The sequence below is a fragment of the Streptomyces luteoverticillatus genome (genome assembly GCF_003970715.1).
GTDB lineage: Bacteria > Actinomycetota > Actinomycetes > Streptomycetales > Streptomycetaceae > Streptomyces > Streptomyces abikoensis.
The window spans coordinates 4,155,476-4,181,563 of the sequence record NZ_CP034587.1; the positions used below are offsets into that span (position 1 = coordinate 4,155,476).

The 26,088-nt window shown below is 72.3% G+C and carries 26 protein-coding genes; 17 read left to right on the forward strand and 9 right to left on the reverse strand.

The window, feature by feature from the left end:
- Positions 1 to 348: 348 nt before the first annotated feature.
- The 5 genes from EKH77_RS18420 to EKH77_RS18440 all read left to right on the forward strand — a co-directional run bounded on the left by EKH77_RS18420 (position 349) and on the right by EKH77_RS18440 (position 5,520).
- Complete coding sequence (locus EKH77_RS18420) at positions 349 to 1,167, forward strand: response regulator transcription factor (protein ID WP_126915433.1); 819 nt, start codon at positions 349 to 351, stop codon at positions 1,165 to 1,167.
- A gap of 24 nt (positions 1,168 to 1,191) precedes the next feature.
- On the forward strand, positions 1,192 to 2,214 hold the full coding sequence (locus tag EKH77_RS18425) for a LacI family DNA-binding transcriptional regulator (protein WP_126915434.1): 1,023 nt from the start codon (positions 1,192 to 1,194) through the stop codon (positions 2,212 to 2,214).
- Between the two features lie 115 nt (positions 2,215 to 2,329).
- Positions 2,330 to 3,310 carry a S1C family serine protease gene (locus EKH77_RS18430; RefSeq protein WP_126915435.1) on the forward strand — a complete coding sequence of 327 codons (981 nt, stop codon included), beginning with the start codon at positions 2,330 to 2,332 and terminating at the stop codon, positions 3,308 to 3,310.
- A gap of 72 nt (positions 3,311 to 3,382) precedes the next feature.
- On the forward strand, positions 3,383 to 4,120 hold the full coding sequence (locus EKH77_RS18435) for a response regulator transcription factor (RefSeq protein WP_126915436.1): 738 nt from the start codon (positions 3,383 to 3,385) through the stop codon (positions 4,118 to 4,120).
- Positions 4,117 to 5,520: a sensor histidine kinase gene (locus EKH77_RS18440; protein ID WP_126915437.1), complete on the forward strand. Its 1,404-nt coding sequence runs from the start codon at positions 4,117 to 4,119 to the stop codon at positions 5,518 to 5,520. The genes EKH77_RS18435 and EKH77_RS18440 overlap by 4 nt, the downstream gene beginning before the upstream one ends.
- 111 nt (positions 5,521 to 5,631) lie before the next feature.
- On the opposite strand, the gene EKH77_RS18445 is transcribed toward EKH77_RS18440, so the two are convergent.
- On the reverse strand, positions 5,632 to 6,804 hold the full coding sequence (locus EKH77_RS18445) for an LmeA family phospholipid-binding protein (RefSeq protein WP_126915438.1): 1,173 nt from the start codon (positions 6,802 to 6,804) through the stop codon (positions 5,632 to 5,634).
- Between the two features lie 489 nt (positions 6,805 to 7,293).
- Here EKH77_RS18445 and EKH77_RS18450 point away from each other — a divergent pair, with 489 nt between their 5' ends.
- Positions 7,294 to 7,941, forward strand: a complete 648-nt coding sequence (locus EKH77_RS18450) for a hypothetical protein (protein ID WP_126915439.1) — start codon at positions 7,294 to 7,296, stop codon at positions 7,939 to 7,941.
- A gap of 17 nt (positions 7,942 to 7,958) precedes the next feature.
- Here the strand turns inward: EKH77_RS18450 and EKH77_RS18455 are convergent, their stop codons facing one another.
- Positions 7,959 to 8,447 carry an ATP-binding protein gene (locus EKH77_RS18455; RefSeq protein ID WP_126915440.1) on the reverse strand — a complete coding sequence of 163 codons (489 nt, stop codon included), beginning with the start codon at positions 8,445 to 8,447 and terminating at the stop codon, positions 7,959 to 7,961.
- A 209-nt stretch (positions 8,448 to 8,656) separates the two neighbouring features.
- On the opposite strand from EKH77_RS18455, the gene EKH77_RS18460 reads away from it, so the two are divergent.
- Genes EKH77_RS18460 through EKH77_RS18470 form a run of 3 tightly spaced genes read left to right on the forward strand, consistent with a single transcriptional unit; the run spans position 8,657 to position 9,917 of the window.
- Positions 8,657 to 9,508: a helix-turn-helix domain-containing protein gene (locus tag EKH77_RS18460; protein WP_126915441.1), complete on the forward strand. Its 852-nt coding sequence runs from the start codon at positions 8,657 to 8,659 to the stop codon at positions 9,506 to 9,508.
- 11 nt (positions 9,509 to 9,519) lie between these two features.
- Positions 9,520 to 9,717 carry a DUF397 domain-containing protein gene (locus EKH77_RS18465; RefSeq protein WP_126915442.1) on the forward strand — a complete coding sequence of 66 codons (198 nt, stop codon included), beginning with the start codon at positions 9,520 to 9,522 and terminating at the stop codon, positions 9,715 to 9,717.
- A gap of 2 nt (positions 9,718 to 9,719) precedes the next feature.
- Entirely contained in the window at positions 9,720 to 9,917 is a 198-nt protein-coding gene (locus tag EKH77_RS18470; protein WP_346429062.1) for a DUF397 domain-containing protein, read from the forward strand.
- Here the strand turns inward: EKH77_RS18470 and EKH77_RS18475 are convergent.
- Positions 9,878 to 10,867: a helix-turn-helix domain-containing protein gene (locus EKH77_RS18475; RefSeq protein WP_126915443.1), complete on the reverse strand. Its 990-nt coding sequence runs from the start codon at positions 10,865 to 10,867 to the stop codon at positions 9,878 to 9,880. The genes EKH77_RS18470 and EKH77_RS18475 overlap by 40 nt on opposite strands.
- 202 nt (positions 10,868 to 11,069) lie before the next feature.
- Here EKH77_RS18475 and EKH77_RS18480 point away from each other — a divergent pair, with 202 nt between their 5' ends.
- Positions 11,070 to 11,687, forward strand: a complete 618-nt coding sequence (locus EKH77_RS18480; RefSeq protein WP_164737816.1) for a L,D-transpeptidase — start codon at positions 11,070 to 11,072, stop codon at positions 11,685 to 11,687.
- 48 nt (positions 11,688 to 11,735) lie between these two features.
- Here EKH77_RS18480 and EKH77_RS18485 read toward each other — a convergent pair whose 3' ends face one another.
- From EKH77_RS18485 to EKH77_RS18495, 3 genes are all read right to left on the reverse strand, one after another.
- Positions 11,736 to 12,206 carry a hypothetical protein gene (locus tag EKH77_RS18485; RefSeq protein ID WP_126915445.1) on the reverse strand — a complete coding sequence of 157 codons (471 nt, stop codon included), beginning with the start codon at positions 12,204 to 12,206 and terminating at the stop codon, positions 11,736 to 11,738.
- A gap of 112 nt (positions 12,207 to 12,318) precedes the next feature.
- Positions 12,319 to 12,531: a hypothetical protein gene (locus tag EKH77_RS18490; protein WP_126915446.1), complete on the reverse strand. Its 213-nt coding sequence runs from the start codon at positions 12,529 to 12,531 to the stop codon at positions 12,319 to 12,321.
- Between the two features lie 117 nt (positions 12,532 to 12,648).
- Positions 12,649 to 14,487, reverse strand: a complete 1,839-nt coding sequence (locus tag EKH77_RS18495) for a bifunctional metallophosphatase/5'-nucleotidase (RefSeq protein WP_126915447.1) — start codon at positions 14,485 to 14,487, stop codon at positions 12,649 to 12,651.
- A gap of 270 nt (positions 14,488 to 14,757) precedes the next feature.
- On the opposite strand from EKH77_RS18495, the gene EKH77_RS18500 reads away from it, so the two are divergent.
- From EKH77_RS18500 to EKH77_RS18520, 5 genes are all read left to right on the forward strand, one after another.
- Positions 14,758 to 15,285 carry a hypothetical protein gene (locus tag EKH77_RS18500; protein WP_206279879.1) on the forward strand — a complete coding sequence of 176 codons (528 nt, stop codon included), beginning with the start codon at positions 14,758 to 14,760 and terminating at the stop codon, positions 15,283 to 15,285.
- 23 nt (positions 15,286 to 15,308) lie between these two features.
- Positions 15,309 to 16,238 (forward strand): mycothiol synthase, encoded by a 930-nt coding sequence (gene mshD, locus EKH77_RS18505; protein WP_126915448.1) that lies wholly within the window; start codon positions 15,309 to 15,311, stop codon positions 16,236 to 16,238.
- A gap of 206 nt (positions 16,239 to 16,444) precedes the next feature.
- Positions 16,445 to 18,709 carry an RNA degradosome polyphosphate kinase gene (locus EKH77_RS18510; protein ID WP_126915449.1) on the forward strand — a complete coding sequence of 755 codons (2,265 nt, stop codon included), beginning with the start codon at positions 16,445 to 16,447 and terminating at the stop codon, positions 18,707 to 18,709.
- Entirely contained in the window at positions 18,651 to 19,808 is a 1,158-nt protein-coding gene (locus tag EKH77_RS18515; RefSeq protein WP_126915450.1) for a CHAD domain-containing protein, read from the forward strand. The genes EKH77_RS18510 and EKH77_RS18515 overlap by 59 nt, the downstream gene beginning before the upstream one ends.
- Positions 19,808 to 20,224 (forward strand): NUDIX hydrolase, encoded by a 417-nt coding sequence (locus EKH77_RS18520; RefSeq protein ID WP_126915451.1) that lies wholly within the window; start codon positions 19,808 to 19,810, stop codon positions 20,222 to 20,224. Before EKH77_RS18515 ends, EKH77_RS18520 begins: the two co-directional genes overlap by 1 nt.
- A gap of 99 nt (positions 20,225 to 20,323) precedes the next feature.
- On the opposite strand, the gene EKH77_RS18525 is transcribed toward EKH77_RS18520, so the two are convergent.
- Together EKH77_RS18525 and EKH77_RS18530 are read right to left on the reverse strand one after the other, a co-directional pair.
- Entirely contained in the window at positions 20,324 to 21,124 is an 801-nt protein-coding gene (locus tag EKH77_RS18525; protein WP_126915452.1) for a class I SAM-dependent methyltransferase, read from the reverse strand.
- Positions 21,117 to 21,830 carry a FadR/GntR family transcriptional regulator gene (locus EKH77_RS18530; RefSeq protein WP_126915453.1) on the reverse strand — a complete coding sequence of 238 codons (714 nt, stop codon included), beginning with the start codon at positions 21,828 to 21,830 and terminating at the stop codon, positions 21,117 to 21,119. Before EKH77_RS18530 ends, EKH77_RS18525 begins: the two co-directional genes overlap by 8 nt.
- Positions 21,831 to 21,906: 76 nt before the next feature.
- On the opposite strand from EKH77_RS18530, the gene EKH77_RS18535 reads away from it, so the two are divergent.
- On the forward strand, positions 21,907 to 23,121 hold the full coding sequence (locus EKH77_RS18535; RefSeq protein ID WP_126915454.1) for an MFS transporter: 1,215 nt from the start codon (positions 21,907 to 21,909) through the stop codon (positions 23,119 to 23,121).
- Positions 23,122 to 23,252: 131 nt separating this feature from the next.
- Positions 23,253 to 24,614, forward strand: a complete 1,362-nt coding sequence (gene mshA / locus EKH77_RS18540) for a D-inositol-3-phosphate glycosyltransferase (RefSeq protein ID WP_240667411.1) — start codon at positions 23,253 to 23,255, stop codon at positions 24,612 to 24,614.
- Positions 24,615 to 24,662: 48 nt separating this feature from the next.
- Here mshA and EKH77_RS18545 read toward each other — a convergent pair whose 3' ends face one another.
- Positions 24,663 to 26,063, reverse strand: a complete 1,401-nt coding sequence (locus tag EKH77_RS18545; protein ID WP_126915456.1) for an MFS transporter — start codon at positions 26,061 to 26,063, stop codon at positions 24,663 to 24,665.
- Positions 26,064 to 26,088 lie beyond the last annotated feature (25 nt).

The following is a 26,088-nucleotide window of genomic DNA, read 5'->3' on the forward strand; positions in this document are numbered from 1 at the left end:
CGACGGGTGCGCGAGACTGGTTCCTGCAGGACGTACCGACCGGCGACCGTCAAGAGTGCGATGCGATGACCACTCGAAGTGACCGACGAAACACAAGCTCATGCAAAATCGTCCGCGCCGTCGAAAGTCGGGTGGGTTATTCTGCTGCGCAGAGAGGATCCGGGCAGAGTGGCCCCCGGGTCCTTTTGTGCATTCGGACGACGAGCAGTGCCCCAACCGTCCTCGCAGGGACCGAGGAGGAACCGACGTAATGGGCGAGCGAAGCGCACGACAAGAGAGCGCACCAGAAGAGGGCGCGACCCCCACGGGTCGTACGTGCCTTACGTGGAACCGGGCAGGTGGTGGCCGATGAGCTCCCTGCTCCTCCTGACCAATGCCCTCCAGCCGTCGACCGAGGTGCTGCCCGCGCTCGGCCTGCTGCTGCACAGCGTGCGCGTGGCCCCCGCCGAGGGCCCGGCCCTCGTGGACACCCCCGGGGCCGACGTCATACTGATCGACGGCCGCCGCGACCTGCCCCACGTCCGCAGCCTCTGCCAGCTGCTGCGCTCCACCGGACCGGGCTGTCCGCTGCTCCTCGTCGTCACCGAGGGCGGCCTCGCCGCCGTCACCGCCGACTGGGGCGTCGACGACGTCCTCCTCGACACGGCGGGCCCCGCCGAGGTCGAGGCCCGGCTGCGCCTCGCCATGGGCCGTCAGCAGATCTCCATGGACGACAGCCCGATGGAGATCCGCACCGGCGACCTCTCGGTGGACGAGGCCACCTACAGCGCCAAGCTCAAGGGCCGGGTCCTGGACCTGACCTTCAAGGAATTCGAGCTGCTCAAATACCTCGCCCAGCACCCCGGCCGGGTCTTCACCCGCGCCCAGCTCCTCCAAGAGGTCTGGGGCTACGACTACTTCGGCGGTACCCGCACGGTGGACGTCCACGTCCGGCGGCTGCGCGCCAAGCTGGGCCCCGAGCACGAGTCCTTGATCGGCACCGTCCGGAACGTGGGCTATCGGTTCGTGCTGCCGGAGAAGCTGGACAAGGCGGAGAAGCTGGAGAAGGCGGAAAAGGCCGAGAAGGAGAAGACCGACCCCGCCCCTTCCTCCAGCCCCTCCTCCACGACCTCCTCCGCCGGTCGGCGAAGTGACCGAACCGAGGCCGTTCGCCCGGTGAAACGGTAGGTGGACCCGCGTAGACTGCCGCGCGTGGCCAAGGTGACGCGGGACGATGTGGCGAGGCTTGCGGGGACGTCGACCGCGGTCGTCAGCTACGTCATCAACAATGGACCGCGCCCGGTGGCACCGGCGACGCGGGAGCGAGTGCTGGCCGCGATCAAGGAGCTGGGGTACCGGCCCGACCGGGTCGCCCAGGCGATGGCCTCACGACGGACGGACCTCATAGGCCTGATCGTCCCGGACGCGCGCCAGCCCTTCTTCGCGGAGATGGCGCACGCGGTCGAGCAGGCGGCGGCCGAGCGCGGGAAGATGGTCCTCGTCGGGAACTCCGACTACCTCGACGAGCGCGAAGTGCACTACCTGCGCGCCTTCTTGGGCATGCGCGTCTCCGGCCTGATCCTGATCAGCCAGGGCCCCAGCGAGACCGCCGCGATGGAGATCGACGCCTGGGACGCCCGGGTCGTCCTGATGCACCGCAGGCCCGACGCCATAGACGACGTGGCCGTCGTCACCGACGACGTCGGCGGCGCCCAGCTCGCCACGCGCCACCTCCTGGAGCACGGCCACCCGTACGTCGCCTGCCTCGGCGGCACGGAGGTCACGCCGACCGTGGGCGACCCGGTCACCGACCACGTCGAGGGCTGGCGGCGCGCCATGCGCGAGGCCGGGAAGTCCCTGGAGGGCCGGCTCTTCCCGGCCCCCTACAACCGCTACGACGCGTACAAGGTCGCCCTGGAGCTGCTCGCCGGCCCGAACCGGCCGCCGGCCCTGATGTGCGCCACCGACGACCAGGCCATCGGTGTGCTGCGGGCCGCGCGCGAGCTGCGCATCGACGTGCCGGGCGAGCTCGCGGTGGCCGCGTTCGACGACGTCAAGGAGGCGGCCCTCACGGACCCGCCCCTCACCACCGTCGCCTCCGACCGCCAGGCGATGGCCCGCTCGGCGGTCGACCTCGTCCTCGACGACGGCCTCCGCTTCGCCGGCTCCCGCCGCGAACGCCTCAAGCAATTCCCGTCGCGATTGGTGATCCGCCGCTCCTGCGGCTGCGGCTGACCACGGGGTGCCCCCGGGTGCCCCCGGCGGTCCTTATGCCGGGTGAACAGGGTTCTGCACCCCTTCTCAGCCCGTCCTCAGACTCCTCTCATGATGACAGCGCACAGTCATAGTCATGACGGACAACGAGTACCCCGCACCCCCGGCATACCCCCCGCACCCCCACTTCGCGGAGCCGGCGCAGCCATACCCCGCATCCCACCGCACCCGCGCCCGTCGCCCCGTCGCGCTGCTCGCCGCCGCGGCGATCGTCGCGGCCGTGGTCGGCGGCGGGTCGGCGGCGCTCGTGGGGGAGCTGACGAGCGGGCGCGGGGACAGCGCGCAGTCGACGCCCGTCCAGAACGTCTCCGCCAAGGGCAGCGGCGTCTCGGCCGTCGCCAACGCCGTCAGCCCCAGCATCGTGGAGATCAAGGCGGCGACGGCCTCCGGCCAGTCCACCGGCTCCGGCGTGATCGTCTCCGGTGACGGTGAAGTGATCACCAACAACCACGTGGTCGCCGGCGCCGACGAGGTCAAGGTCAGCCTCAGCGACGGCACGTCCAAGACCGCCAAGGTCGTCGGTACCGACCCCGGCAAGGACCTCGCCCTCATCAAGATCCAGGACGCCAAGGGCCTCAAGGCCGCCAAGCTCGGCGACTCCGGCAAGCTCAGGGTCGGCGACCAGGTCGTCGCCATCGGCTCCCCCGAGGGCCTCACCGGCACCGTGACCAGCGGCATCGTCTCCGCCCTCAACCGCGACGTGACCGTCGCCAAGGAACAGGGCCAGGGCGGCGGCGGCCAGGACCAGGGCCAGCAGCGCCAGCAGCAGCGCGGCTTCTCCCAGTGGCCCTTCGAGTTCGGCGGCAACCAGTACAACGGCGACACCGGCTCCTCCAAGACCACCTACAAGGCCATCCAGACCGACGCCTCCCTCAACCCCGGCAACTCCGGCGGCGCCCTCATCAACATGAACGGCGAGATCATCGGCATCAACTCCGCCATGTACAACGCGGGCTCCAGTGACACCGCCGGCAGCGTGGGCCTCGGCTTCGCCATCCCCGTCAACACGGTCAAGGCCGACCTGGCCAAGCTGCGAGCGGGCGGCAGTGGCCACTGAGAAACCCATGGGCGTGCGAGGCTGAGGAGAGACGCACCCTTGCCACCCAGTGAGAACCGTGAGGTACCGCCGATGAGCCCCGCCGAGCACGGCGAGACGCCCGCCCGCATCCTGATCGTGGACGACGAGCCCGCCGTGCGCGAGGCACTGCGCCGCAGCCTCGCCTTCGAGGGCTACGCGACCGAGCTGGCCGTCGACGGGCTGGACGCGGTCGAACGGGTCGCGGCCCACCGCCCCGACATGATCGTGCTCGACGTGCTGATGCCCCGGATGGACGGCCTGACGGCCGCCCGCCGGATGCGCGCCTCCGGAGTGACCGTCCCCATCCTGATGCTGACCGCCCGCGACACGGTCGGCGACCGCGTCACCGGCCTCGACGCCGGCGCCGACGACTACCTCGTCAAGCCCTTCGAGCTGGACGAGCTGCTGGCCCGCATCCGCGCGCTCCTGCGCCGCAGCTCCTACGCGGCCTCCGCCGCGCCCGCCGACACCGACTCGCAGACGCTGTCCTTCGGCGACCTGCGCATGGACCTCGCCACGCGCGAGGTGACCCGGGGCGAACGGCGCGTGGAGCTGACCCGGACCGAGTTCACCCTGCTGGAGCTGTTCCTGACCCACCCCCGCCAGGTGCTCACCCGCGAGCAGATCCTCAAGTCCGTCTGGGGGTTTGAATTCGAGCCGTCGTCCAACTCCCTCGACGTGTACGTGATGTACCTGCGCCGCAAGACCGAGGCCGGGGGAGAACCCAGGCTCGTCCACACCGTCCGCGGGGTCGGGTACGTCCTGCGGGCCGACGGCGGCACGGAATGATCGCGACCAGATTCCGCCGGCTCCCGCTGCGCTCCCGGCTGGCCCTGCTGACGGCCGCCGCCTGCGCGGTGACGGTGGCGCTGGCGGCGTGGGCCTGCTGGTTCGTCACCAAGGAACAGCTCGGCAGCGAGCGCGACACCACCCTGACCAGCAAGCGCCTCGACGAGCGCTCGGTCCAGGCCCTGGTGCGCGGCTGCGGCGCCAACCCGCCCGGCCTGCCCCCGGCCCCCGGCTCGTACACCGTGCAGGTCGTCACGGCCAGTGGGCTGGTCTGCACGATGCCCGGCAAGTCCCCCATCAGGGTCACCGCCGTCGACCTGGCCGTCGCCGACGGCCGCCTGGAGGAGGCGCTGCACGACAGCGTCGCCACCGACGGCAACGAGATGCGCGTCTCGACGTACCGCAGCGAACAGCTGCCGAACACGGCCGTCTCCATCGCCCAGCCGCTCAGCGAGACCGACAAGCCCCTCAACTCCCTCGCCCTCGTCCTGGTGTTCACGGCCGGCGTGGGCGTGGTCCTGGCCGCGACGGCCGGACTGTGGATCGCCCGCGCCGCGCTGCGGCCCGTGGACCGGCTCACGGACGCCGTCGAGCACATCGCCCGCACGGACGACCTCGCGGTGCGCATCCCCGTCGAGGGCGAGGACGAGATCGCCCGCCTGTCGCGCTCGTTCAACTCCATGACCGAGGCGCTCGCCTCCTCCCGGGACCGGCAGCAGCAGCTCATCGCCGACGCCGGGCACGAGCTGCGGACGCCGCTGACCTCGCTGCGCACCAACATCGACCTGCTCGCGCGGAGCGAGGAGACCGGCCGGGCGATCCCCCCGGAGGACCGGAAGGCGCTCCTCGCGAGCGTCAAGGCGCAGATGACGGAGCTGGCGGAGCTCATCGGCGACCTCCAGGAGCTGTCCCGCCCGGACGGCCCGGAGAACAGCGGCCCGCTCCAGGTGGTCGCCCTCCACGAGGCCGCCGGACGAGCAGTGGAGCGGGCCCGGCTGCGGGCCGGCGGTGCCGGGCTCACCGTCGACGCCGAGCTCGACCCGTGGTTCGTCCGCGCCGAGCCGGCCGCGCTGGAGCGGGCGGTGGTCAACCTCCTCGACAACGCGGTGAAGTTCAGCCCTGCGGGTGGTGTGATCGAGGTCCGTCTGGTGAAGGGCGAACTGACCGTTCGCGACCAGGGACCCGGCATTCCGGCCGAGGAACTCCCCCACGTCTTCGACCGGTTCTGGCGCTCCCCGTCGGCACGCGGCATGCCGGGCAGCGGCCTGGGCCTGTCGATCGTCGCCCGCACGGTCCGGCAGGCAGGCGGCGAGGTGTCCCTCCGCGCGGCCGAAGGCGGCGGCACGGTGGCGAGCGTACGCCTGCCGGGCGCGGCGACGGAGCCGCCGCACGCCCTGTAGGGGAGACGCCCCGCAAGGGGGTGCCCCGTGAGGGGCGCGGGGCAGTGTCGATTTGCGGCTGCCGCCGCGCGGGCGCGACAAGCCCCCACCGGCCCGCAGGTGCAATACGGGCTATCCGCCAACGGCGAGCCCGGTCGCCGACAACTCAGCCCGAATCCCGTCCGCCCCGACGGTCAGCGCACGCAGCCGCAACCGATCCGCCTCCGGAGGCATCCGGAATGAAAAAGAGAACCGGTCCGCCAGTTCCGGCGGCTGGAGCCGCGTCAGCGCGGTGAGCAGCCCGGGGTCGATGCCCAGCTTCTCCAGCAGCCACGGGTGGTCGACGAGCACGTCGACGAGGTTGAGCCGGGTGAGCCCGTCGACGAACCGGGGCGTCCCGGCCACCTCCCGCAGCTGCTCCTCGCTGCCCAGCGCGGCCTCCACCGCCTCCTCCGGCACGCCGAGCCGCTCGACGATCGCCGGGACGGAGAACAGAGCCTTCACCCGGCCGGCGTCCTTGGCGATCCGCTCGGCGGCCTCGCGGTGGAGGACGAGGCTTCTGGGGTCGTCCGGGCCCTGGCCCCCGGGGCGGTAGGTGGCGACGTGGGGGAGGTCGAGGCTCATCCCGTCGATCTCGGTGGTGATCGCGCGCCCGCCGTCCCGGCGCAGATGCGCCCGGGCCCGGACGATCAGCTCCTGCCCGGCGACGTTCAGCCGGCCCAGGGCGCCGATCGAATCGCCACCGAGGTCGCGGAATCTGACCTGGGAGGCGCCGAGTTCCCGGTCCATGTCGGCGAAGGCCAGCAGGACCTCGCCGCTGAGGTCGCCGATGACGGCGCCCCGGATGGTGGTCGGCAGGCTGCCGGTGAGCCGGATGTCGCGGGCGCTCGCCCGTACCCGCGCCAGGGTCACGCGGTCGGCGGCGACGTGGGGGACGGTGACGTCGACGCGGTCGAGGCGCTTGGCGGCCACCTGGGTGAGGAACGGGAAGCCCTTGATGTCGACCTGCGGTTCGGCCGTCAGCCGCAGCGCCTGCTGGAGCTGCTGCTGGGCCTTCTTCTCCGCGTACATCGCGGCGCAGCGGTCGGCGAGGAAGAGGAGGGCGGCGCCGGCGGTGACGAAGAGGAGGAGCTTGACGACGCGGCGGAGGAACCGGAGGGGGCTGGGCGTCCACCGCTGCCGGGTCTGCCGGGTCTGCCGACGGGCGCGGCGCCTCGCGCGTCGGCGCCGGCTCCCACGGCGCCCGGCGCGGCGGTGGCCGGGCGGGGCCGACGGCCGGTTGTCGCCGGGACCGGCGGAAGGCACTGCGGAAGGAGCGGCAATCGGATCGGCGGGTATCGCGGGTATGAGGGGCGGCTCGTCGGGTTCGTCGTACGGCGGCTCCGGATCGGCGAGTTGCGCCAGTTCCTCATAGGGGTTGGGGGACGGGCGGGCATGCGTGTGGGGGTTCGCATCACCACATCCCACCACGGCCGAGGACGGTGATCGCAAGGGCTACCGCCGGTACTGGCGCATTCTTGGCGGGATTTTCGAACGCGAGTCTTAGCATGAATACGCGCAGGAATCGGGGCGGTTTCCGGCCGTTGTGCCGGGGTTTTTCCCGGTGGCCGACAAAGCCCTCTAGCGTGATCCCCATGGCACGCGCTCGGGGGAGTCGCGACGATCACGCGACCTGTGCGACACCGGATGACTCGGACAGCGGTCATCCCAACGGCGGCTGCCGGATGCGGGGGATTCCCGCCGGGGCGAGGATGCGAGCGTGGTCCGAGCCCAAGCCCGAGGAGGCGTCGTCCCGTGAACCGGAAGGCTGTGGTCGCCCTCGCGGCCGCCGCGCTCACCGGCGCCGCGGTCACGGGATGGGCGGCCTTCGTGCCCGACCCGATCTCCCTCACGTCCGAGGGCACGACGGGTGAGTGCGCTGTCTCCTGGCGGAAGCCGGGCGTCGTTTTCGCCCCGCTGACACCGGGCGCCTCCTCGGGGGCCTTCGCCACCACGGACGGCACGGCGAGGATCGAGATCGCGGGGGAGGGGGACCTTCCGTCGCTGGCCGCCGATCCGGCCGCTCTGACACGCGCGATCACGGTCGTCAACGAGGCGAAGGGCGGATTCTCGCTGCGGGACGGGGCCGGAAACGTGATCGAGGCATCAGACCCCGAGATCCCCAGCAGCGCGGAGAACCTTCTCCAGGGCGTGCTGACGTTCCTCGTCAGAACCCCCGCCGATCCGGCCGGCTCCCGTACCCCGGCCTTCACCTACGTCCCGTCGGGCTCGCTGTCACCGCAACTGGAACTGATGCCGACGCCCAAGGTCACCATTCCCTTCACCATCGCGCTGAGCGTCACCCCGCAGTTCGCGGCAGCGCTGAACACGGCGTTCGGGGAGGGCTCGGTGAAGAGCGGCGATGCCTTCGGAACGTGCCGCAGCGTCATCAACGCGCAGTGACGCGACGTCTTTTCGGCCTATACCGCCGCCGTCGCGACGAGGGCGAACGGCACGGATGCCGGGCTCACCTCGCACCACAGGAGTTTCCCCTGCAACCCGGGATACGTCGCGCTGCCCGACCAACTGCCCCAGTTGTCGGCGCAGAGCCGGACGATCCGTAGGCCCCTGCCCCGGCTCGCCTCCGGATCGATCTCCGGGATGAGGCCCTTGCCGCACCGAACAGGCCGTTCGAACGCCAACGGGATCTCCGGGTTCCGGTCCCAGACGCGGATCCGCAGCCGGTCGTCGGCCACGTACTTCAGCCGTACCTCGATCGGACCGTCCGAGTAGAGGTAGGAGTTCGTGACCAGCTCGCTCACCACCAGCTCGGTGTCATCGGCGAGTTCACCCATGCCGTGAGTCTCCACCGCCCCGCGCGACGTGATCCGCGCGACCCGCGCGGAGCGCGGATCGTTGGGGAGGGTGAGCGAGTAGGACCAGCGGTTCTCCGGCGATACGGTTGCCATGGTGGCTCCTTACGGGGAGGTTTTCGCTGCCGCGCGGTGTCAATGCCGCCCCTTGGGCAGGGCGGTGCGCTTCCGCGTTCGCGGCGGGCCGCGTGGGGAGTGGCTTGGGTGAGACGGTAGGGCCGGCGATGGCCTATATTCCACTCGTCCGTCGATATAGGGGCCAACGCCCCTCGTGTGGGTGACGGTTGGCAACCAGGAGGGTGCCGGTGGCTTCAACGGCCAGCCCAACCTTGCGGCAGCAACGACTGGGACGGGAGTTGCGCAAGCTGCGCGAGAGAGCGGGCCTGTCCACGTCCGCTGCGGCGGCGCTGCTGGGCGTCAACCAGTCGAGGATCAGCAACATCGAGGCCGGCCGCTACGCGGTGGGTGCGGATCGCGTGCGCGCGATGGCGCGCAACTACACCTGCGCGGACCGCGAACTCGTCGAGGCGCTCGCTGGTATGACCGGTGGTCGCACACGGGGGTGGTGGGAGGAGTACCGGGAGGTACTCGGTGCGGGGTTGCTCGATCTCGCGGAGCTGGAGCACCACACGTCGGTGATGCGCGTTGCGGGGCTCATGCACATTCCCGGACTGCTGCAGACGACGGATCACGCTCGGGCGATGTTCAACGCGACCGTGCCTCCGCTGGAGCAGTACGAAGTCGAACACCGGGTGTCGTTCCGCGTCAGACGCCAAGCGATCCTGGCGCCAGGGCGGTTGGCCTCGTTGACCGCGATCATCCACGAGTCGGCGCTTCGGATGGGGTACGGCGGCTCGTCGACGGCGCGTGCTCAGCTGAAGTACCTCATCGAGATGAGCGAACGGGACAACATCAAGACCCTGGTCGTCCCCTTCGGGAGCGGGTTCTTTCCCGGCTCGGGGCAGCCGATCGTCTACGCCTGCGGGCCTTTGGCCCAGCTGGACACCGTGCAGCTCGATGCGGATCACGGCTGTCAGTTCCTGGACGCAGAAGCCCAGCTGTCGCGGTACCGCATGGTCCTGGACCGCATGGAGACGTGCGGCCTTGGCCCCGTCGAGTCCCGGGACCTCATCCACCGCATCGGGAAGGAACTGTGAGAGGTCCACTCATGGGATCCGTTTGGCAGAAGGCGTCATACAGTCATGAAGGGGCGAACTGCCTGAACGTAGCGGCCGCTGGCGATGGCGCTCTCCGGCTACGCGAGAGCGACTCCCCAGGGGTGGTCCTCATCGCCGCCGCCGCGTCCTTTGGTGCGCTGATACGGGCCGCCAAGGCAGGGCTGTTGCCTGTGAGAGGGGAGCGCTGACGGTGGTCGCCTGGCAAAAGTCTTCCTACAGCGGCACCGCCTCGAACTGCCTGAACATAGCGGCCGTCGGAGACGGCACCCTCCGGTTACGGGAGAGCGACGACCCGGGCACCGTCCTGGTCGTCGCTCCCGCGTCACTGCGCGCGCTGATACGGACGGTTCAGACGAGATCGGGCTGCCAGATGGTGCGGTCGGGGTAGACGTGGGCCGTCGGGGAGAGCTTGTACGTGCCCGATGTGGCGTGCTCGGGTAGCACCCAGCCCACGCCCTGGTAGGCGAAGGGCGTCTCAGCCCGCGCCGCCCCGCATTCGGAGGGGTCCGTGAGGAGGGATTTGCCTGCCGGAATGAGCAGGGTGCGGGTGTCGGGGGCGCCGGTGCAGGGGTGGAACACCGTGGCCCGTACGTACTGGAGGCGTGTCCTGACACGCGTGTCGGCGGATCCCCGGTTCGTGAGCTTGAGGGCGAAGGTGATCCGCGCTGGTTCGACCCGCGCGCAGACGCGCCAGGTGACGGCGTCCGGGCCCGGGAACGGGGCGCTGCACCGGCTGTCCTCGCCCAGGGTTCCGCGTTCCAGGTCGGGCCGTTCCGAGGTGGCGACTCGGGCGGCGGTCTCCGCGGGGGACCTGGAACTGTCCCGCTCCGATGGGGCGAGGGCGGTGGCCACCACCGCGATGGTGGCTGTCACGACGCCGCCGGACAGCAGGGCCGTGGTCGTGGGGAGCCGCCGCCGGCGACTGGGTCGTTCCGGCGATGACGGGGATTCGCCGGGTGCCTCGGGGGCGGCGGCAGGCGTCGGTGGGCGCTGGTAGCGCCGCTGCCGCTGGGCGATCAGCGCCTGTTTTTGCAGCGCGTACCATTCCTCGAGCTCGTCGTCCGACGCTTCGAAAATCCGGGCTAACGCGGCGAGTAACGCCTCGTCGGGGACGGACGTGTGGTCCGTCGACATGTAGCGCTGCAGGGCGGACTTGCTGAGTCCTTTGACCTTCTGGCCGTGCAGGGCCTTCCTGAGTCTGTCCTCGACCCGGTCCAGTGGCAGCCCCGTGGCACTCCAGCGGGCGTGCAGCCTCCGGGCGAGCTCCGCTCGCGCCGCTTCCGGCGCGGGGCGGGGTCCGGCTGTGGTGTCGCCGGTGGTGTCTCGTTCTCCCGTCACGGTCCCTCCGTCATCCCAAGTCCAAACGTTTGTGCAGGTGGACGCCCTGGAGAACGAGCGGGACGGGGGCGGGATGCGGGCGGGACGGAGCGCCGCCCCGGGGAGCTGTCGCCGCCGTCGGTGGCCCGGAATTCTGGATGTCGCGGGGTCCGTGATCATCCGGGCCCGCGGAACTTCCACTCGTTCAAGGAGCAGCATTCGCATGCCGGAGAACACCATGACGCGCCGCGTGGCGCGCACCGCCGCGGCGGCGCTGACGGCCGCCTCGCTCGTCGCGCTGGCCGGGACCGCGACCACCGCGCAGGCCGACGACAAGGACGCCCACACGGGTGCCAAGGGCACCCACGCGGGCAAGCACCCCATTCATGTGCTCTACCTCAAGTTCGTGAAGAACAAGCAGGACCACACGGATTCCAGGCTTTATGTGGTGCGTGATGGCTCGGTGGTCAAGTCGTACCGGGCGGGGTCCGGTCAAGGGCCGGACGCCATGAACGAGTGCCGGGTCATGAAGGGCTGGCTGCCCAGCGGGGATTACTCGGTCAAGGGGTACGAGAGGAAGCACAACGGCGACATCAAGGGCTACGCGATCGCCCTGAGCAACGCGACCTGTAAGGACGGGAAAACCGCGCGGAAGGATCTCTTCATCCACAGCGAGATGACCCGCGACGGTGGTCGGGGCGGACCGGAGTCCCAGCGCTGGGACGGCGTGAAGGACTACAACTCCAACGGCTGCATCAAGCTCCGCCCGGACCACATCAAGGACATGTACGGGTGGTTCGAGAAGAACGGATGGCCGAGGACCCTGAAGGTCGTCGGCTGACAAGGCTCCGGCGGGCCGGACCGCCTGCCGGAGCCGGACGGGCGGCGGCTACATCCAGATCGTGGCCGTCGCCACGACCCGTGCCTTCTTCGGCTGGGCCGGGTCCCCGTAGCGCACCTCGAAGCGGGGGTGGGAGCGGGTGAAGTCGCTGTCCACGAGGCGGACCTGGCGCGGATGCCGCACCGTGCGTGTCGCGATGTCCGTGTCCAGGAAGAAGCCGAACTCGCCCGTCGCCGGGGCGTAGACGAAGAACTCGCCGCCCCTGTACGGGCGCCGCGCGACCTCGTCCGTCAGGACCAGCGACCAGTACCCGACGCAGTGCCCCGCCGGGCACATGAACCGGTACTCGGCGCGCAGGCCGTCCAGGTCCATCCAGCGGAAGGGGTTCTCGTCCACGACGGTGTTCGCCGTCGGGCGCGCCGGCGGCGTCGCCGCTGACGCGCCCTGGGCGACGGGCAGGCTCAAGGCAGCCGTCGCCGCGAGCGCGGCGAGGGCGCGGAACGCGATGCGGGATGACACGTCTCGTCTCCAGTCCTGTGGGTGAGCGACTCGATACGAGCAGTGATCATGTGTCCGTCCCGCGCCCTCGGCAAGGCCGGACCGTCCGATCCGGCCATCGGCTACCCGAGGGTCAGACCACGCCTTCGACCGGGTTGGGCAACTGGAGGAGTGGATTGCCCAAGACGCCTGCCGTCAGGACGCCGTCGGCCAGAGCCGTGACCGTACCGCCCAGCACGTTCGCGTCCACCTCCGCGTGGGCCGGGGTCGCCAGGGCCGCGCCGCCCAGGCCCAGCAGGACCGTGGCGGCGGCCGTCGTGAGGGCGCGGCGGAAGGTGCGCTTCATGGGGTCTCCTCGTCGTGAGGCGGGCGGGTCCGGGACGACCTACCACCGCGCACCACCCCCGACACGGCGTACGCCCCCGCGCCAAGGGGCGCGAGGGCGTACGGAGAAGGCGCGTGCTTACTTCACGATCGTGATGCGGTCCGCCTTCGGCGGCGCCAGCGGCGACGCCTTCGACGAGTGGGCCGTCAGGTAGGCGACGAAGACGTCCAGGTCGGACGGGCCGACGAGCTTGTTCGTGCCGTCCTTGAAGGCCGGGAAGCCGTCACCGCCGCCCATCAGGAACTCATTCGCGGCGACGCGGTAGGTCTTCTTCTCGTCCAGCGGGGCGCCGCCCACCTTCACCGACGACGCGACGATCCGGTCCGCGCCCTTCTTCGTCAGGTCCAGCGTGTAGGTCAGCGCGCTGCTGACCTGAAGGATCTTCGGCTGCTCCTCGTTGGCGCCGCTGACCTGCTGCCGCAGGACCGCGAGCACCTGGGCGCCGGTGAGGTCCTTGGTCTGCATCATGTTGGTGAACGGCTGGACCGTGAACGCCTCGCCGTACGTCACGACGCCGTCGCCCTCACCGCCCGAGGCCTTGTAGGCCAGGTCGGAGCGGATGCCGCCGGGGTTCATGAAGGCGATCTGCGCGCCGCCCTTGCCGGCCGGGGCCAGGGCCTCCACCTGGGAGTCGGTGATGAGGTCGCCGAGGGGCTGCTCCAGGGACTCCGAGCCGCGGCCGTTGATGTCGGCGGAGATGTAGCCGACGGGCTTGTTGGCGATCGGGGCCGCCAGGGTCTTCCAGCGGTTGATGAGCGCGGTCATGTCCGCGGCCTTGGGCTGGTCGCGGTTGACCACGTGGTTGCCGGTACGGGGGCTCTTGACGGTCGTCCGGACGATGTCCTTGGTCCGGCGGTCGTACGTGAGCGTCGTGTCCGTGTACAGCCGGCCGAAGGAGGCCGCCGAGGTGACCGTGCGCGGGGCGCCGGACGGGTCGGGGATGGTGCAGGCGTAGGACTGGTGGGTGTGGCCGGTGACGAGGGCGTCGACCTTCGGCGTGACCTTCTTGGCGATGTCGACGATCGGGCCGGAGATGCCCGCGCCCGCGCCCGGGGTGTCGCAGTCGAAGTTGTACGAGCCGTTGGCGGGCATGCCGCCCTCGTGGACCAGCGCGACGATCGACTTCACACCCTGGCGGTCGAGCTCCTTGGCGTACTTGTCGATCGTCTCGACCTCGTCGAGGAACTTCAGTCCCTTGACGCCCTCGGCCGTGACGACGTCCGGCGTGTGCTTGGTCGTGACGCCGATGAAGCCGATCTTCACGCCCTTGCGCTGCCAGACCGTGTAGGGCTTGAGGATGGGCTTGCCGGTCTTCTCGTCGACGACGTTCGCGGCGAGGTAGGGGAAGTCGGCGCCCTGGAACTTCTTGCCCTTCTCGAAGCAGCCGTCCTTCGGGTGGCAGCCGCCCTTCTGCATGCGCGTCAGCTCGGCGCGGCCCTCGTCGAACTCGTGGTTGCCCACGGAGGTGACGTCGAGCTTCAGCTTGTTGAGCGCCTCGATGGTGGGCTCGTCGTGGAAGAGGCCGGACATCAGCGGGCTGGCGCCGATCATGTCGCCGGCGGCGGCGGTGATCGAGTAGTCGTGGCCCTTGCGCGCCGTGCGCAGCGAGTTGGCCAGGTACTCCACGCCGCCCGCGGGTATGACCTTCTTCGTCCCGTCGGCCTGGTTCTCCGTCACCGTGCCGGATGAGCCCTGCGGGGGCTCGAGGTTGCCGTGGAGGTCATTGAAGGACAGCAGCTGGACGTCCACGGTCCGGCCGTGGCCGTTGCCGTGCCCGTGACCGTGGCCGTGGCTGTACGACGCGGACGCCGCCCCGGCGGGGGCGGCGGTGGAGAGGACACCGGCGGTGGCGGCCAGTACGGCCGCCGTCGCGGTCAGCCGTCTTGCGAGGCGCTTCCGTGGCGGCGTCGCGTGCATTTGTTCCCCTTTGTGCAATTGACGAGAAGACGTGCGTGAAGCGTGCATGAGGCGCGCATGAAGATCGCGTCACATGCGGTCGGCGGCAGCCTACGGTCAACGCGCGTAGTGCGGCAGGTGGGGCGAGGTGACGAATCGGTAGCGCTTCGGTGCGGCCTCCCTGGCGTCGGCATGGCGTCGGCATGGCGACGAAGCGGACACGCCGCTTGACCAGGACATGGCCGTCAGGTCGGCTCCGCCCCCGTTCCCACCCCTCTGATCGCCAGATCCGTGCTGGTCTCCGCTGCCGCGACGGGCGTCTGTGCCGTCTGGGCGGCCGCCGTCTGGACCGTCGTCCACCTCCGGGCCGATCCGCTCCTCCACGACGTCGCGCTCTTCGTCCACCTGGCCTGCCTGATCGTCGGCTTCGGCGCCGTCCTGACCGTCGACTGGCTCGGCCTGCTCTGGCTGCTGGGCAGACGCCCCCTGGCGGAGGTCCTCCGCGCGGCCGACGCCGTCCACCCGCCGATCTGGCTGGGGCTGGCCGGACTTGTCGGCAGCGGGATGCTGCTCCACCCCGACCCCGGCGCCCTCCTCACCCGCGTCAAGCTCGGCCTCGTCCTCGTCGTCGCCCTCAACGGCCTCCACGCCTGGACCCTCCAGCCGCGCCTCACCGCCCTGTCGGCCGGGGCCGGGTCCGGGGCTCTGGCCACGGTCTCCCGGCGCGCCCTCGTCGCCCGTCGCGCCGCCGGTGTGCTCGTCTCCCAGCTCGGCTGGTGGGGCGCGACCGTCATCGGCTTCCTCAACAGCCGTCACTGAACCGGAGGTCGTAGGCTCGCCCCATGAGCGACGTGGTGAATGACGTGGACGTGAGCGGGCAGCGCCGGATCGAGGTGCTGGCGGAGCTGGCGCCCGGCGTGGTGGACGACGTGCTGCGGCTGATCGGCGAGGCCGCCGCCGCGGACGGGCAGCCGGCCGTCTCCGAGCAGGGGCGCCTTCAGCTCAAGGGGCGGCGTGCGGGCGTACGGCACGTCCTGCTGCGCGACTTGGACAAGAAACTCATCGGCTACGGGCAGCTGGAGGACAGCGACCCCGTGGAGGCCCCGGCGGGCGAGCTCGTGGTCCACCCCGACGCCCGGGGGCGCGGCCACGGGCGGGCGCTCGGCAGCGCCCTGCTGCACGAGTCCGGCAAGCGGCTGCGGGTCTGGGCGCACGGCGGCCACCCGGCCGCCCGGCACCTCGCGCAGGTGCTCGGGCTGAGCCTCTTCCGCGAGCTGCGGCAGATGCGCCGGCCGCTGGCCGGCCTCGACCTCCCCGACCCCGTGCTGCCCGAGGACGTGACCGTACGGGCCTTCCGGCCCGGCGAGGACGACGCGGCGTGGCTCGCCGTGAACGCCGAGGCGTTCGCCCATCACCCCGAGCAGGGCTCGCTCACCCAGCGCGACCTCGACGACCGCAAGGCGGCGGACTGGTTCGACCCGGACGGCTTCTTCCTCGCCGAGCGCGGCGGGGAGCTCGTCGGCTTCCACTGGACGAAGATCCACGCGGCGGAGGAGCTCGGCGAGGTGTACGTGCTGGGCGTCCGCCCCGGCACCCAGGGCGGCGGCCTCGGCAAGGCGCTCACCACGATCGGCCTGCGGCACCTGGCGGCCAAGGGCCTGCCGACCGCGATGCTCTACGTGGACGCCGACAACATCCCGGCCGTACGGGTCTACGAGCGACTGGGCTTCCTGACCCACGAGACGGACCTGATGTACCGGACCGAGAGCTGAGCCGGTAGCCGAGCCGCGCGGAGGCGCGGTGGTTGTGGTCTGCGGACCCCTTCACGCCATGTGCACGTTACCCGTGATTAAACCTCGGTTGCGAGCCTTGGCGAATGCAGCCCGCCGCGCCCCGCGCCCCCGAACGACGGCTCCGCGCCGCCCCCGCGTCGCCCTCCGGCGCGCCCGGACGGCCCCCGGCGCGGAACAATGAAGACATGAGCCAGTCGTCCGGCGCACAGGCACATGACAACGCCGAGTCCCCCGAATCGGTGGGTTTCATCGCCGCCCACCGTCCGAAGGCCGCCGTGGTCGCGGGCGTGCCCCGGATCGGGCCCGATCTCGGCACGTACGAGGTCAAGGATTACGAGATCAAGGATCTCGACGAGGGCGACGGCCGCGTGGACGCCGAGCCGCTGCCCGACGGCCGCTTCCTGGACCGGGAGCGCAGCTGGCTCGCCTTCAACGAGCGGGTGCTGGAACTGGCGGAGGATCCGGCCACGCCCCTGCTGGAACGCGCCAACTTCCTGGCGATCTTCGCCGGCAATCTCGACGAGTTCTTCATGGTCCGCGTCGCCGGCCTCAAGCGCCGCATCGCCACCGGTGTCGCCACCCGCTCCGCCTCCGGGCTCCAGCCGCGCGAGGTCCTGGAGCTGATCTGGACCCGCTCCCGGGAGCTCATGGCCCGGCACGCCGCCTGCTACCAGCAGGACGTCGCCCCCGAGCTGGCCGAGCAGGGCATCCACCTGATCCGCTGGAACGAGCTGACCGAGAAGGAGCAGGGCAGGCTCTTCACCCTCTTCCGGCAGCAGATCTTCCCCGTGCTCACCCCGCTCGCCGTCGACCCCGCGCACCCCTTCCCGTACATCTCGGGGCTCTCGCTCAACCTCGCCGTGGTCGTCCGCAACCCCGTGAGCGGCCACGACCACTTCGCACGCGTGAAGGTGCCCCCGCTGCTGCCGCGCTTCCTGGAGGTCTCCCCGCAGCGGTACGTCCCGCTGGAGGACGTCATAGCGGCCCACCTGGAAGAGCTCTTCCCCGGCATGGACGTGCTCGCCCACCACATGTTCCGGGTGACGCGCAACGAGGACCTGGAGGTCGAGGAGGACGACGCGGAGAACCTCCTCCAGGCCCTGGAGAAGGAGCTCATGCGGCGCCGCTTCGGCCCGCCCGTACGGCTGGAGGTCGAGGAGACCATCGACCCGTACGTCCTCGACCTGCTCGTCCGCGAGCTGAAGATCAGCGACGCCGAGGTCTATCCGCTGCCCGGCCCGCTCGACCTCACCGCGCTCTTCGCCATCGGCTCCCTGGACCGGCCCGAGCACAAGTACCCCAAGTTCGTCGCGGGCACCCACCGCGACCTCGCCGAGGTGGAGTCCGCCTCCGCGCCCGACATCTTCGCGGCGCTGCGGGAGCGCGACGTCCTGCTGCACCACCCCTACGACTCCTTCTCCACCTCCGTCCAGGCGTTCCTGGAGCAGGCCGCCGCCGACCCGGACGTCCTGGCCATCAAGCAGACCCTCTACCGGACCTCCGGCGACTCGCCGATCGTCGACGCGCTCATAGACGCCGCCGAGTCCGGCAAACAGGTCCTCGTCCTCGTCGAGATCAAGGCCCGCTTCGACGAACAGGCCAACATCAAATGGGCCCGGAAACTGGAGGAGGCCGGCTGCCACGTCGTCTACGGGCTGGTGGGGCTGAAGACCCACTGCAAGCTGTCGCTGGTGGTCCGTCAGGAAGGCGACACCCTGCGCCGCTACGCGCACGTGGGCACCGGCAACTACCACCCCAAGACGGCCCGCCTCTACGAGGACTTCGGCCTGCTCACCGCCGACCCGCAGGTCGGCGCCGACCTCTCCGACCTCTTCAACCGCCTCTCCGGCTACTCCCGGCGCGAGACCTACCGGCGGCTGCTCGTCGCCCCCAGATCCCTGCGCGACGGGCTGATCTCCCGGATCAACAAGGAGGTCGCCCACCACCGCGCCGGACGGCCCGCGTACATCCGCGTCAAGGTCAACTCGATGGTGGACGAGGCCGTCATCGACGCCCTGTACCGCGCCTCCCGCGCCGGGGTGCCCGTGGACGTCTGGGTGCGCGGCATCTGCGCGCTGCGGCCGGGCGTCGTGGGCCTCTCGGAGCACATCCGGGTCCGCAGCATCCTCGGCCGGTTCCTCGAACACTCCCGGGTCTTCGCCTTCGGGAACGGCGGCGAGCCCGAAGTGTGGCTCGGCAGCGCCGACATGATGCACCGCAACCTCGACCGCCGCATCGAGACCCTCGTCCGGGTCACCGACCCCGGACACCGGGCCTCCCTCAGCCGCCTGCTGGAGCTCGGCGTCTCCGACCACACGGCCTCCTGGCACCTGGGCCCCGACGGCAACTGGACCCGGCACGCCACCGACGCCGACGGCCGGCCGCTGCGCAATGTGCAGGAGATGCTCATCGACGCCCGGAGGCGCCGGCGTGGCTCACCGACCTCATGACCCGCCGGTTACGGTCACCGCGCCGGCGCCGACGCCCGCGCCCGGGGAGTACGAAGTGACGACGACGGAACGATCCGTTTCCGGAGGACAGGCCGCGCTCGACGGCGGCGCCCCCGGCCCCCACGGCCTGGAGGCGGCGACCGCCGGGGACGTCCTCTCCGGCTACCTCCACGCCCAGGCCACCGACTTCCTCCGCAGCCTGCGGCTGCACGGCGAGAGCCGCTCCGACGCGGAGGACGCGGGCGAGGCCGTCCGGCTGCTGCGGCGCTCCGCGCGCCGCGTCGCCGGCGCGCTCCACGTCTACCGGCCGCTCACGGACGTCACCTGGACGGACCAGCTCCGCACCGAGCTGGTGTGGCTCTCGGACGTCCTGGGCCGCGAACACGCCCACACCGCCCGGCTGGCCCGGCTGCGCGGCGCGCTCCACCGCCTGTCCGGCACGGACGGCACCCCGACCGTGGGCGCCGCGCGCGCCGGGGCCCTGCTGGACCGCCAGCTGACCCTGGCCCGGACCCGCGCCCACTCGGCGGCCCTCCAGGCCCTGGGCTCGTCGCGCTTCCACGCCGTCGCCGACTCGGTCGCCGTCCTCGCCTCCGAGGTGCCGCTCGACCCCGCCGCGCACGAGGTGCTCGCCGGCGAGGCCCTGACCCGCCTGGCGGAGCAGATCCAGCGGCGGCTCACCGAGGCGGTCGACCTGCTGCCCCTGTCGATGTCCGGCCTCCCGTACAACTCCGAGGCCCTCACCTGGGGCCTGGCCGCCACACCCAGTGCCGACGCCCCGCCCGCAGAGACCCGCCAGGACGCGCCCTGGCACCAGGTCCGCCGCCTGGTCCGGCTGCGGCGCTACGCCCAGGAGGTCCTGGACGAACAGCGGCAGACGGAAGCGGAACCGTCCCTGTCGGTGCGGCTGCTCAGCGCCGGCCAGGCCCTGGACCGCCACCGCGGCGCCGCCGAGGCCGCCGCCGCGGCGGCCTCGGCCGCCCGCACCCCGCGCATCGCCCCGGCGACGGCGTACGCCCTGGGCGTCCTCCACGCCGACCAGCGGCACGAGGTGGAGGCGGCGCGCTTCATGTTCGGCCGGATCTGGCAGCGGATCTGATGGGCCGGGCCGCGACCGCCGTGGTGCGGGCCGCCGGGTGCGTCCTGTGGCGCCGGGCGCCCGGGGGCGTCGAGCTGGCGCTCGTCCACCGACCGAAATACGACGATTGGTCCCTGCCGAAAGGCAAGCTCAAGCGGGGCGAGGACCCGCTGCTGGGCGCGATCCGGGAGGTCCTGGAGGAGACGGGCATGCACTGCGTGGTGGGGGCACGGCTGCCCACGTCCCGCTACGTCGCGGCCGGGCGGCCGAAGGAGGTCCGCTACTGGTCGGCGGAGATGACGGGGGGATTCTTCGAGCCGAATAGGGAAGTGGACCAGCTGTTGTGGCTCCCGCCGGGGGAGGCGCGGGCGCGCCTTACCAACGAGCGGGACCGGCCGCTGGTGGATGCGCTGTGCGCTGCGCTGGGCCTCGGCTGAATCCAGCCCGTCCGGGCGTAATTCAGCCCCGCCGGCGTTTGAGGCGCGGGGTCTGGGGCGGAGCCCCAGGAAACGGTGAAAGGGCGGGGTTGGGGCCTCTCACCCACCCGGCGCCAGCGCGTCCCACCGGAGCGTCAGCTCGCCCTGCCGCCAACGGACCGGCCCGTCCACCACCGGCCAGTCCGCCCGCAACGCATCCGCGCACCGCATCCACCGCTGCCGCGCACTGAGCGCCCCGTACGGGGCAAAGCCCGCCCACGCCCGGTCGAAGTCCCGCAGGAACGCGTGCACCGCCTCCCCCGGAACGTTCCGGTGGATCAGCGCCTTCGGCAGCCGCTCGGCGAGATCCGAGGGCGTGCCCAAGGATCCGAGCCGAGCGGCGAACGTAAGGGTGCGCGGTCCCTCCGGCCCCAGCGCCACCCACACATGCCGCCGCCCGATCTCGTCGCACGTGCCCTCGACGAGCAACCCGTCCGGCGCCAGCCGCCCGCACAGCCGCTCCCAGACGGCCGCGACCTCACCCTCGTCGTACTGCCGCAGCACATTCGCCGCGCGGATCAGCAGCGCCCGCCGCCCGGTGCCCCCGGGCAGGGGCACCTCGAAGCCCCCGTGGGCGAAGCTCAGCCCGTCGCGTTCGTACGGCTTCGCCGCCGCGACCCGCGCCGGGTCGATCTCGATGCCCACGACCTCCGCGTCCGCCCGCACCGTGCGCAGCCGTCCGAGCAACTCGACGGCCGTCCACGGCGCGGCGCCGTAGCCGAGGTCGACGGCGACGGGGTCGGCGGAGCGCCGCAGGGCGGGGGCGTGGGTGGCGGCGATCCAGCGGTCCATGCGGCGGAGCCGGTTGGGGTTGGTGGTGCCGCGGGTGGCGGAGCCGATGGGGCGGGTGGGCCTAGCCACGTGGGGAGCCCTCGTCCCACGCCCGCGTGTCGGAGACGTTCGCGGCGGCCTGCCGCCCCGCCTCGGCGGGGTCGCGGTCGCGCAGCGCGGCCAGCAGGGTCTCGTGGCCGACGGGGTCCGCGCCCTGGAAGCCGGACGTGGACCAGGCCTCGGCCATGGCCGTCCGCAGCGGCCCGGCGAGGTTGCGGTAGAGCTCGGCGAGGAGCGCGTTGCCGGAGGCGTCGGCGACACCGGCGTGGAAGTCCCAGTCGGCGGTGACCCACGCGTCGAAGTCCCGGGCCTCCCACGCGGCGGTGCGCCGTCGCAGCGCGTCGGCGAGCGCGTCGAGCGCGGTGGCCTCGGCGCGCGCGGCGGCGAGGCGGGCGGCCTGCGCGTCCAGCCCCTCGCGCACCTCCAGGAGCTGGCCGAGGTCGCTGCCGCCGTAGAGGCGGGTCACCGCGCCGGACAGCTCGCTCTTGGCCTTGACGTACGTGCCGTCGCCGCGCCGCACCTCCAGCAGCCCGGTGTGGGCGAGCGCGCGCACGGCCTCGCGGACGGTGCCGCGCGCGACCTGGAGCCGGCGCATCAGCTCGGGTTCGGGCGGGATGCGGCTGCCGACGGGCCAGTCGCCGGAGGCGATCCGGGCCCGGATCCGTTCGATGACCTCGTCGGAGAGCGCCGGGCGGCGCACCGGTTCGAGGGCGGGGTCGGCGGGTTCGGCGGTCATGCGGCCACGGTACCGGCTGGGCGCGGAGCACATCACACGTTGGACATCAAACGTAGGACGTCTTACGTTTGATGTCATGCCCGCCACCCTGACCACGCCCACCCCTACCCCCAGGCCCACCCGCACTCGCACCGGCCTCCTCACCGCCGTCGCCGTACTCCTCATCGCCCTCAACCTCCGCCTCGGCATGAGCAGTGCCGCCGCCCTCCTGGACGCCCTCCGCGCCGACCTCGGCTTCTCGCCGCTCGTCGCGGCGCTGCTGCCCACGCTGCCGTCGCTCTGCTTCGCTGCCGCCGGCGCCGGTACGGGCGCCCTGGCCCGTCGGCTCGGCGCGGAGCGCACGGTCCTCGCGGCCGTCGTCGCGCTGACCGCCGGGCTGGCGGCGCGGGCGGTACCGGCCACGTGGGCGCTGCTCGCCGGCACCGTGCTGGGGATGTCCGGGCTCGCGCTGTGCAACGTCCTGCTGCCGACGCTCGTGCGTACCCACTTCCCCGAGCGCGTCGGCCTGCTCACCGGCCTCTACACCACCACCCTCGCCCTGGGCGCCACGCTCGCCTCCGCCGTGGCCGTCCCCGTGGCCGGGGCCGTGGGCTCGCCGTCGCTGGGCCTCGCCGTGTGGGCGCTGCCCGCGCTGGTGGCGGCGGGTGTTTGGGCCGCCCGGACGGGCATACGGACGCCGGGTGCCGCCCCCGCGCCGACGCCGACGCCGGGCGAGCGGATCTCGCCCTGGGCCATGGCCCGCACCCGCCTCGGCGCGCTGGTCACCGCCTACTTCGGCCTCCAGGCGCTCAACGCCTACGCCATCACCGGCTGGCTGCCCTCGCTGCTGTCCGGCCACGGCATGTCCGAGGGCGCGGCGGGCGTCGTGCTGGCGGTCGCCCAGGCCGTGGGCATACCGGTGTCCTTCGCGGTGCTGGCCCTGGCCAAGGGCCCGGCGGGGCTGCGCTGGGCGTTCGCGGGCGTATCGACGGCGATGCTCGCGGGCTTCGCCGGACTGCTGGTGGCGCCCATGGCGCTGCCCCTGGTGTGGGCGGTGCTGGTGGGGCTGGGGCTGTGCTCGTTCCCGCTGGTCCTCGCCGTGATCGCGCGGAGTGGCAGCGGTCCGGCGCAGACCACGGCGCTGTCCACGCTCTCCCAGTCCCTCGGCTATCTGCTGGCCGCGCTCGGCCCCCTCGCCGTGGGCCTGCTGCACACCGCCACCGGCGGCTGGACGGCCCCCATGGTCCTGCTGCTGGCGACGGCGGCGGCTCAGCTGGTGGTCGGAATCGCCCTCACGCGAGGTCGGCCGTAGCGATTTGACCAGGGCTTTGCGTCACTGTTTGGTAAAGGGGAAATGGGAGCCGGTCCGTCCGGTGTTGCACCGTCGGACAGGCGATGGACGCCCCAGGGACGGTCCCTCAGCGGGCGGACGGAGGACAAACGGTGAGCCAGTACGCATCCCGGCTCGGCGCCCGCCGTGGCCGTACGCTCGGCCACTTCCCCAAGCCCCAGCTCCGGCGCCTCGGCGCCCCCCGGCGCCCGCGCCGCGTGGCCATGCTCAGCGTCCACACCTCCCCGCTCCACCAGCCCGGCACGGGCGACGCGGGCGGCATGAACGTCTACATCGTCGAGCTCGCCAAACGCCTCGCGGAGATCGACATCGAGGTGGAGATCTTCACCCGCGCCACCACCGCCGCCCTCCCGCCCACCGTGGAGCTGGCCCCCGGCGTCCTGGTGCGGCACATCGACGCCGGCCCGTACGAGGGCCTGGCCAAGGAGGAGCTCCCCGCCCAGCTGTGCGCCTTCACCCACGGCGTCATGCGCGCCTGGGCCGGTCACCGCCCCGGCCACTACGACCTCGTCCATTCCCACTACTGGCTCTCCGGCCACGTCGGCTGGCTCGCCGCCGAGCGCTGGGGCGTCCCGCTCGTCCACGCCATGCACACCATGGCCAAGGTCAAGAACGCCGCGCTCGCCGCCGGTGACACCCCCGAGCCCGCCGCCCGCGTCATCGGCGAGACCCAGATCGTCCGCGCCGCCGACCGGCTCATCGCCAACACCCGCGGCGAGGCCGACGAGCTCGTCCACCACTACGACGCCGATCCGGAGCGGGTCGCCGTCGTCCACCCCGGCGTCAACCTCGACCGCTTCCGCCCGGCGGGCGGCCGGGCCGCCGCCCGGGAGCGGCTGGACCTGCCCGCCGACGCCCTGATACCGCTCTTCGCCGGACGCATCCAGCCCCTCAAGGCCCCGGACGTGCTGCTGCGCGCTGTCGCGGTGCTGCTGGACCGGCGCCCGGAGCTGCGCTCGCGCATCGTCGTCCCCGTGGTGGGCGGCCCCAGCGGCAGCGGCCTCGCCAAGCCCGAGGGCCTCCAGAAGCTGGCGGCCCGCCTGGGCGTCGCCGACGTCGTCCGCTTCCGCCCGCCCGTCGGCCAGGACCGCCTCGCCGACTGGTACCGGGCCGCGTCCGTGCTGGTCATGCCCTCGTACAGCGAGTCCTTCGGGCTCGTCGCCGTCGAGGCCCAGGCCTGCGCCACGCCCGTCGTCGCGGCGGCGGTCGGCGGCCTGCCCGTGGCGGTGCGGGACGGGGTCAGCGGCTTCCTCGTCGACGGCCACGACCCGGCCGACTACGCCACCGCGCTCGCCCGCTTCGCCGACGACGCCGGGCTGGCCGACCGGATGGGCGCGGCCGCCGCCGACCACGCCCGCTCCTTCGGCTGGGGCGCGGCCGCCGCCGCCACGGCGGATGTCTACACCGCCGCGATCGCGGAGCGCCGACGCCGCTCGCGGTCGGCCCACGTCTGACATTCCTCGAACTCGTGACGTCAGGCTCGTGACCTCAGCCTCGTGGCGTCAGGCTCGTGACGTCGGCCGGGAGGCCCGCGCCACGGCGAAGAGGAACAGCCCGCAGGCCGTCACGAGCAGCCATCCGGGCCGGGACGCCCCGGCGAGACCGGCGGGTCCGACGCCCGTGACCAGGCCCCCCGCGATCGCGATCCCGACCGCCGAACCGACCTGCCGCGCGGTGGAGGTGATCGCCCCGGCCACCCCGGCACGGGACGGCGGCAGCCCGCCGACGGCGGTGTTGGTGATCGGCGCGTTGGCGAAGCCGAACCCGATGCCGATGAGCAGATACGCGAGCAGGATCGGCAGGACGCTCGTGTCCCGGCCGAGTCCCACCACGCACAGCCCGCCGGCGGTGAGGAATCCGCCCGCGAGGACGAGCGGCCGTCGCGGGCCGGCCCGCCCCACCAGCGCGCCGGACCACGGCGCGCACACGGTGGCCCCGAGCGCCAGGGGCAGGGCGGCCGTGCCCGCCGCGAGCGGCGTCCAGCCGCGGGCGTGCTGGAGGTGGAACGTGGTGAGCAGCAGGGTCACGTTCAGCGCGACGAACACCGCCACGGCGCCGAGCGCCGCCATGGCGAAGGGCGGCCGCCGGAAGAGCCCGAGCTCCATCAGGGGCTCGGACTGCCGCAGTTCGACCCGTACGAACCCGGCCGCCGTGACGACGATCAGGGCGTAGCCGGCCAGCGCCAGGGGCGACGCCCAGCCGATGCGGGGACCTTCGATGAGCACGCCGACCGACAGTCCCAGGGCGGCAGTGAGCAGCGCCTGCCCGGGCAGATCGAGCCGCCGGGCCCGCTCGCCCCGGGACTCCGGTACGAACACCGCGACCAGGACGAGCGCGGCGACGACGACCGGCCCGTTGACCCAGAACACCGACCGCCAGCCGAACGCCGCGATGAGCCCCCCGCCCGCGACCGGCCCCGCCGCCATGCTCAGCCCGAAGACCGCCGCCCACACACCGATCGCCCGGGCCCGCTCCCGGGGGTCCGGCATCGCGTTCACCACGATCGCCAGCGCAACGGGACTCAGCATCGAGGCCCCCACCCCCTGAACGGCCCGTGCCACCACGAGGAACCCGAGCGACGGCGCCACCGCGCACGCGAGCGACGCCACCCCGAAGACGCCCAGCCCGGCCTGGAACACGCGCCGCCGCCCGAACCGGTCCGCGAGCGCGCCGGACGCGATGAGGAGGGCGGCCAGGACCACGGTGTAGGCGTCGACGACCCACTCCAGGGCGCGCGTCCCCACGCCCAGGCCGCGTCCGATCTCGGGCAGGCCCACGTTCACGATCGTGGTGTCCAGGCCGACGAGGAACATGCTCAGCGCGCAGACGACGAGCACGGTCCAGCGCCTGCGCGCGCTCAGTACGGGTGGGGCGGCCGAGGGGGCCGGGGATGTCGTGGTCATGGGCGACATGCTCGGGCCGGGTGGC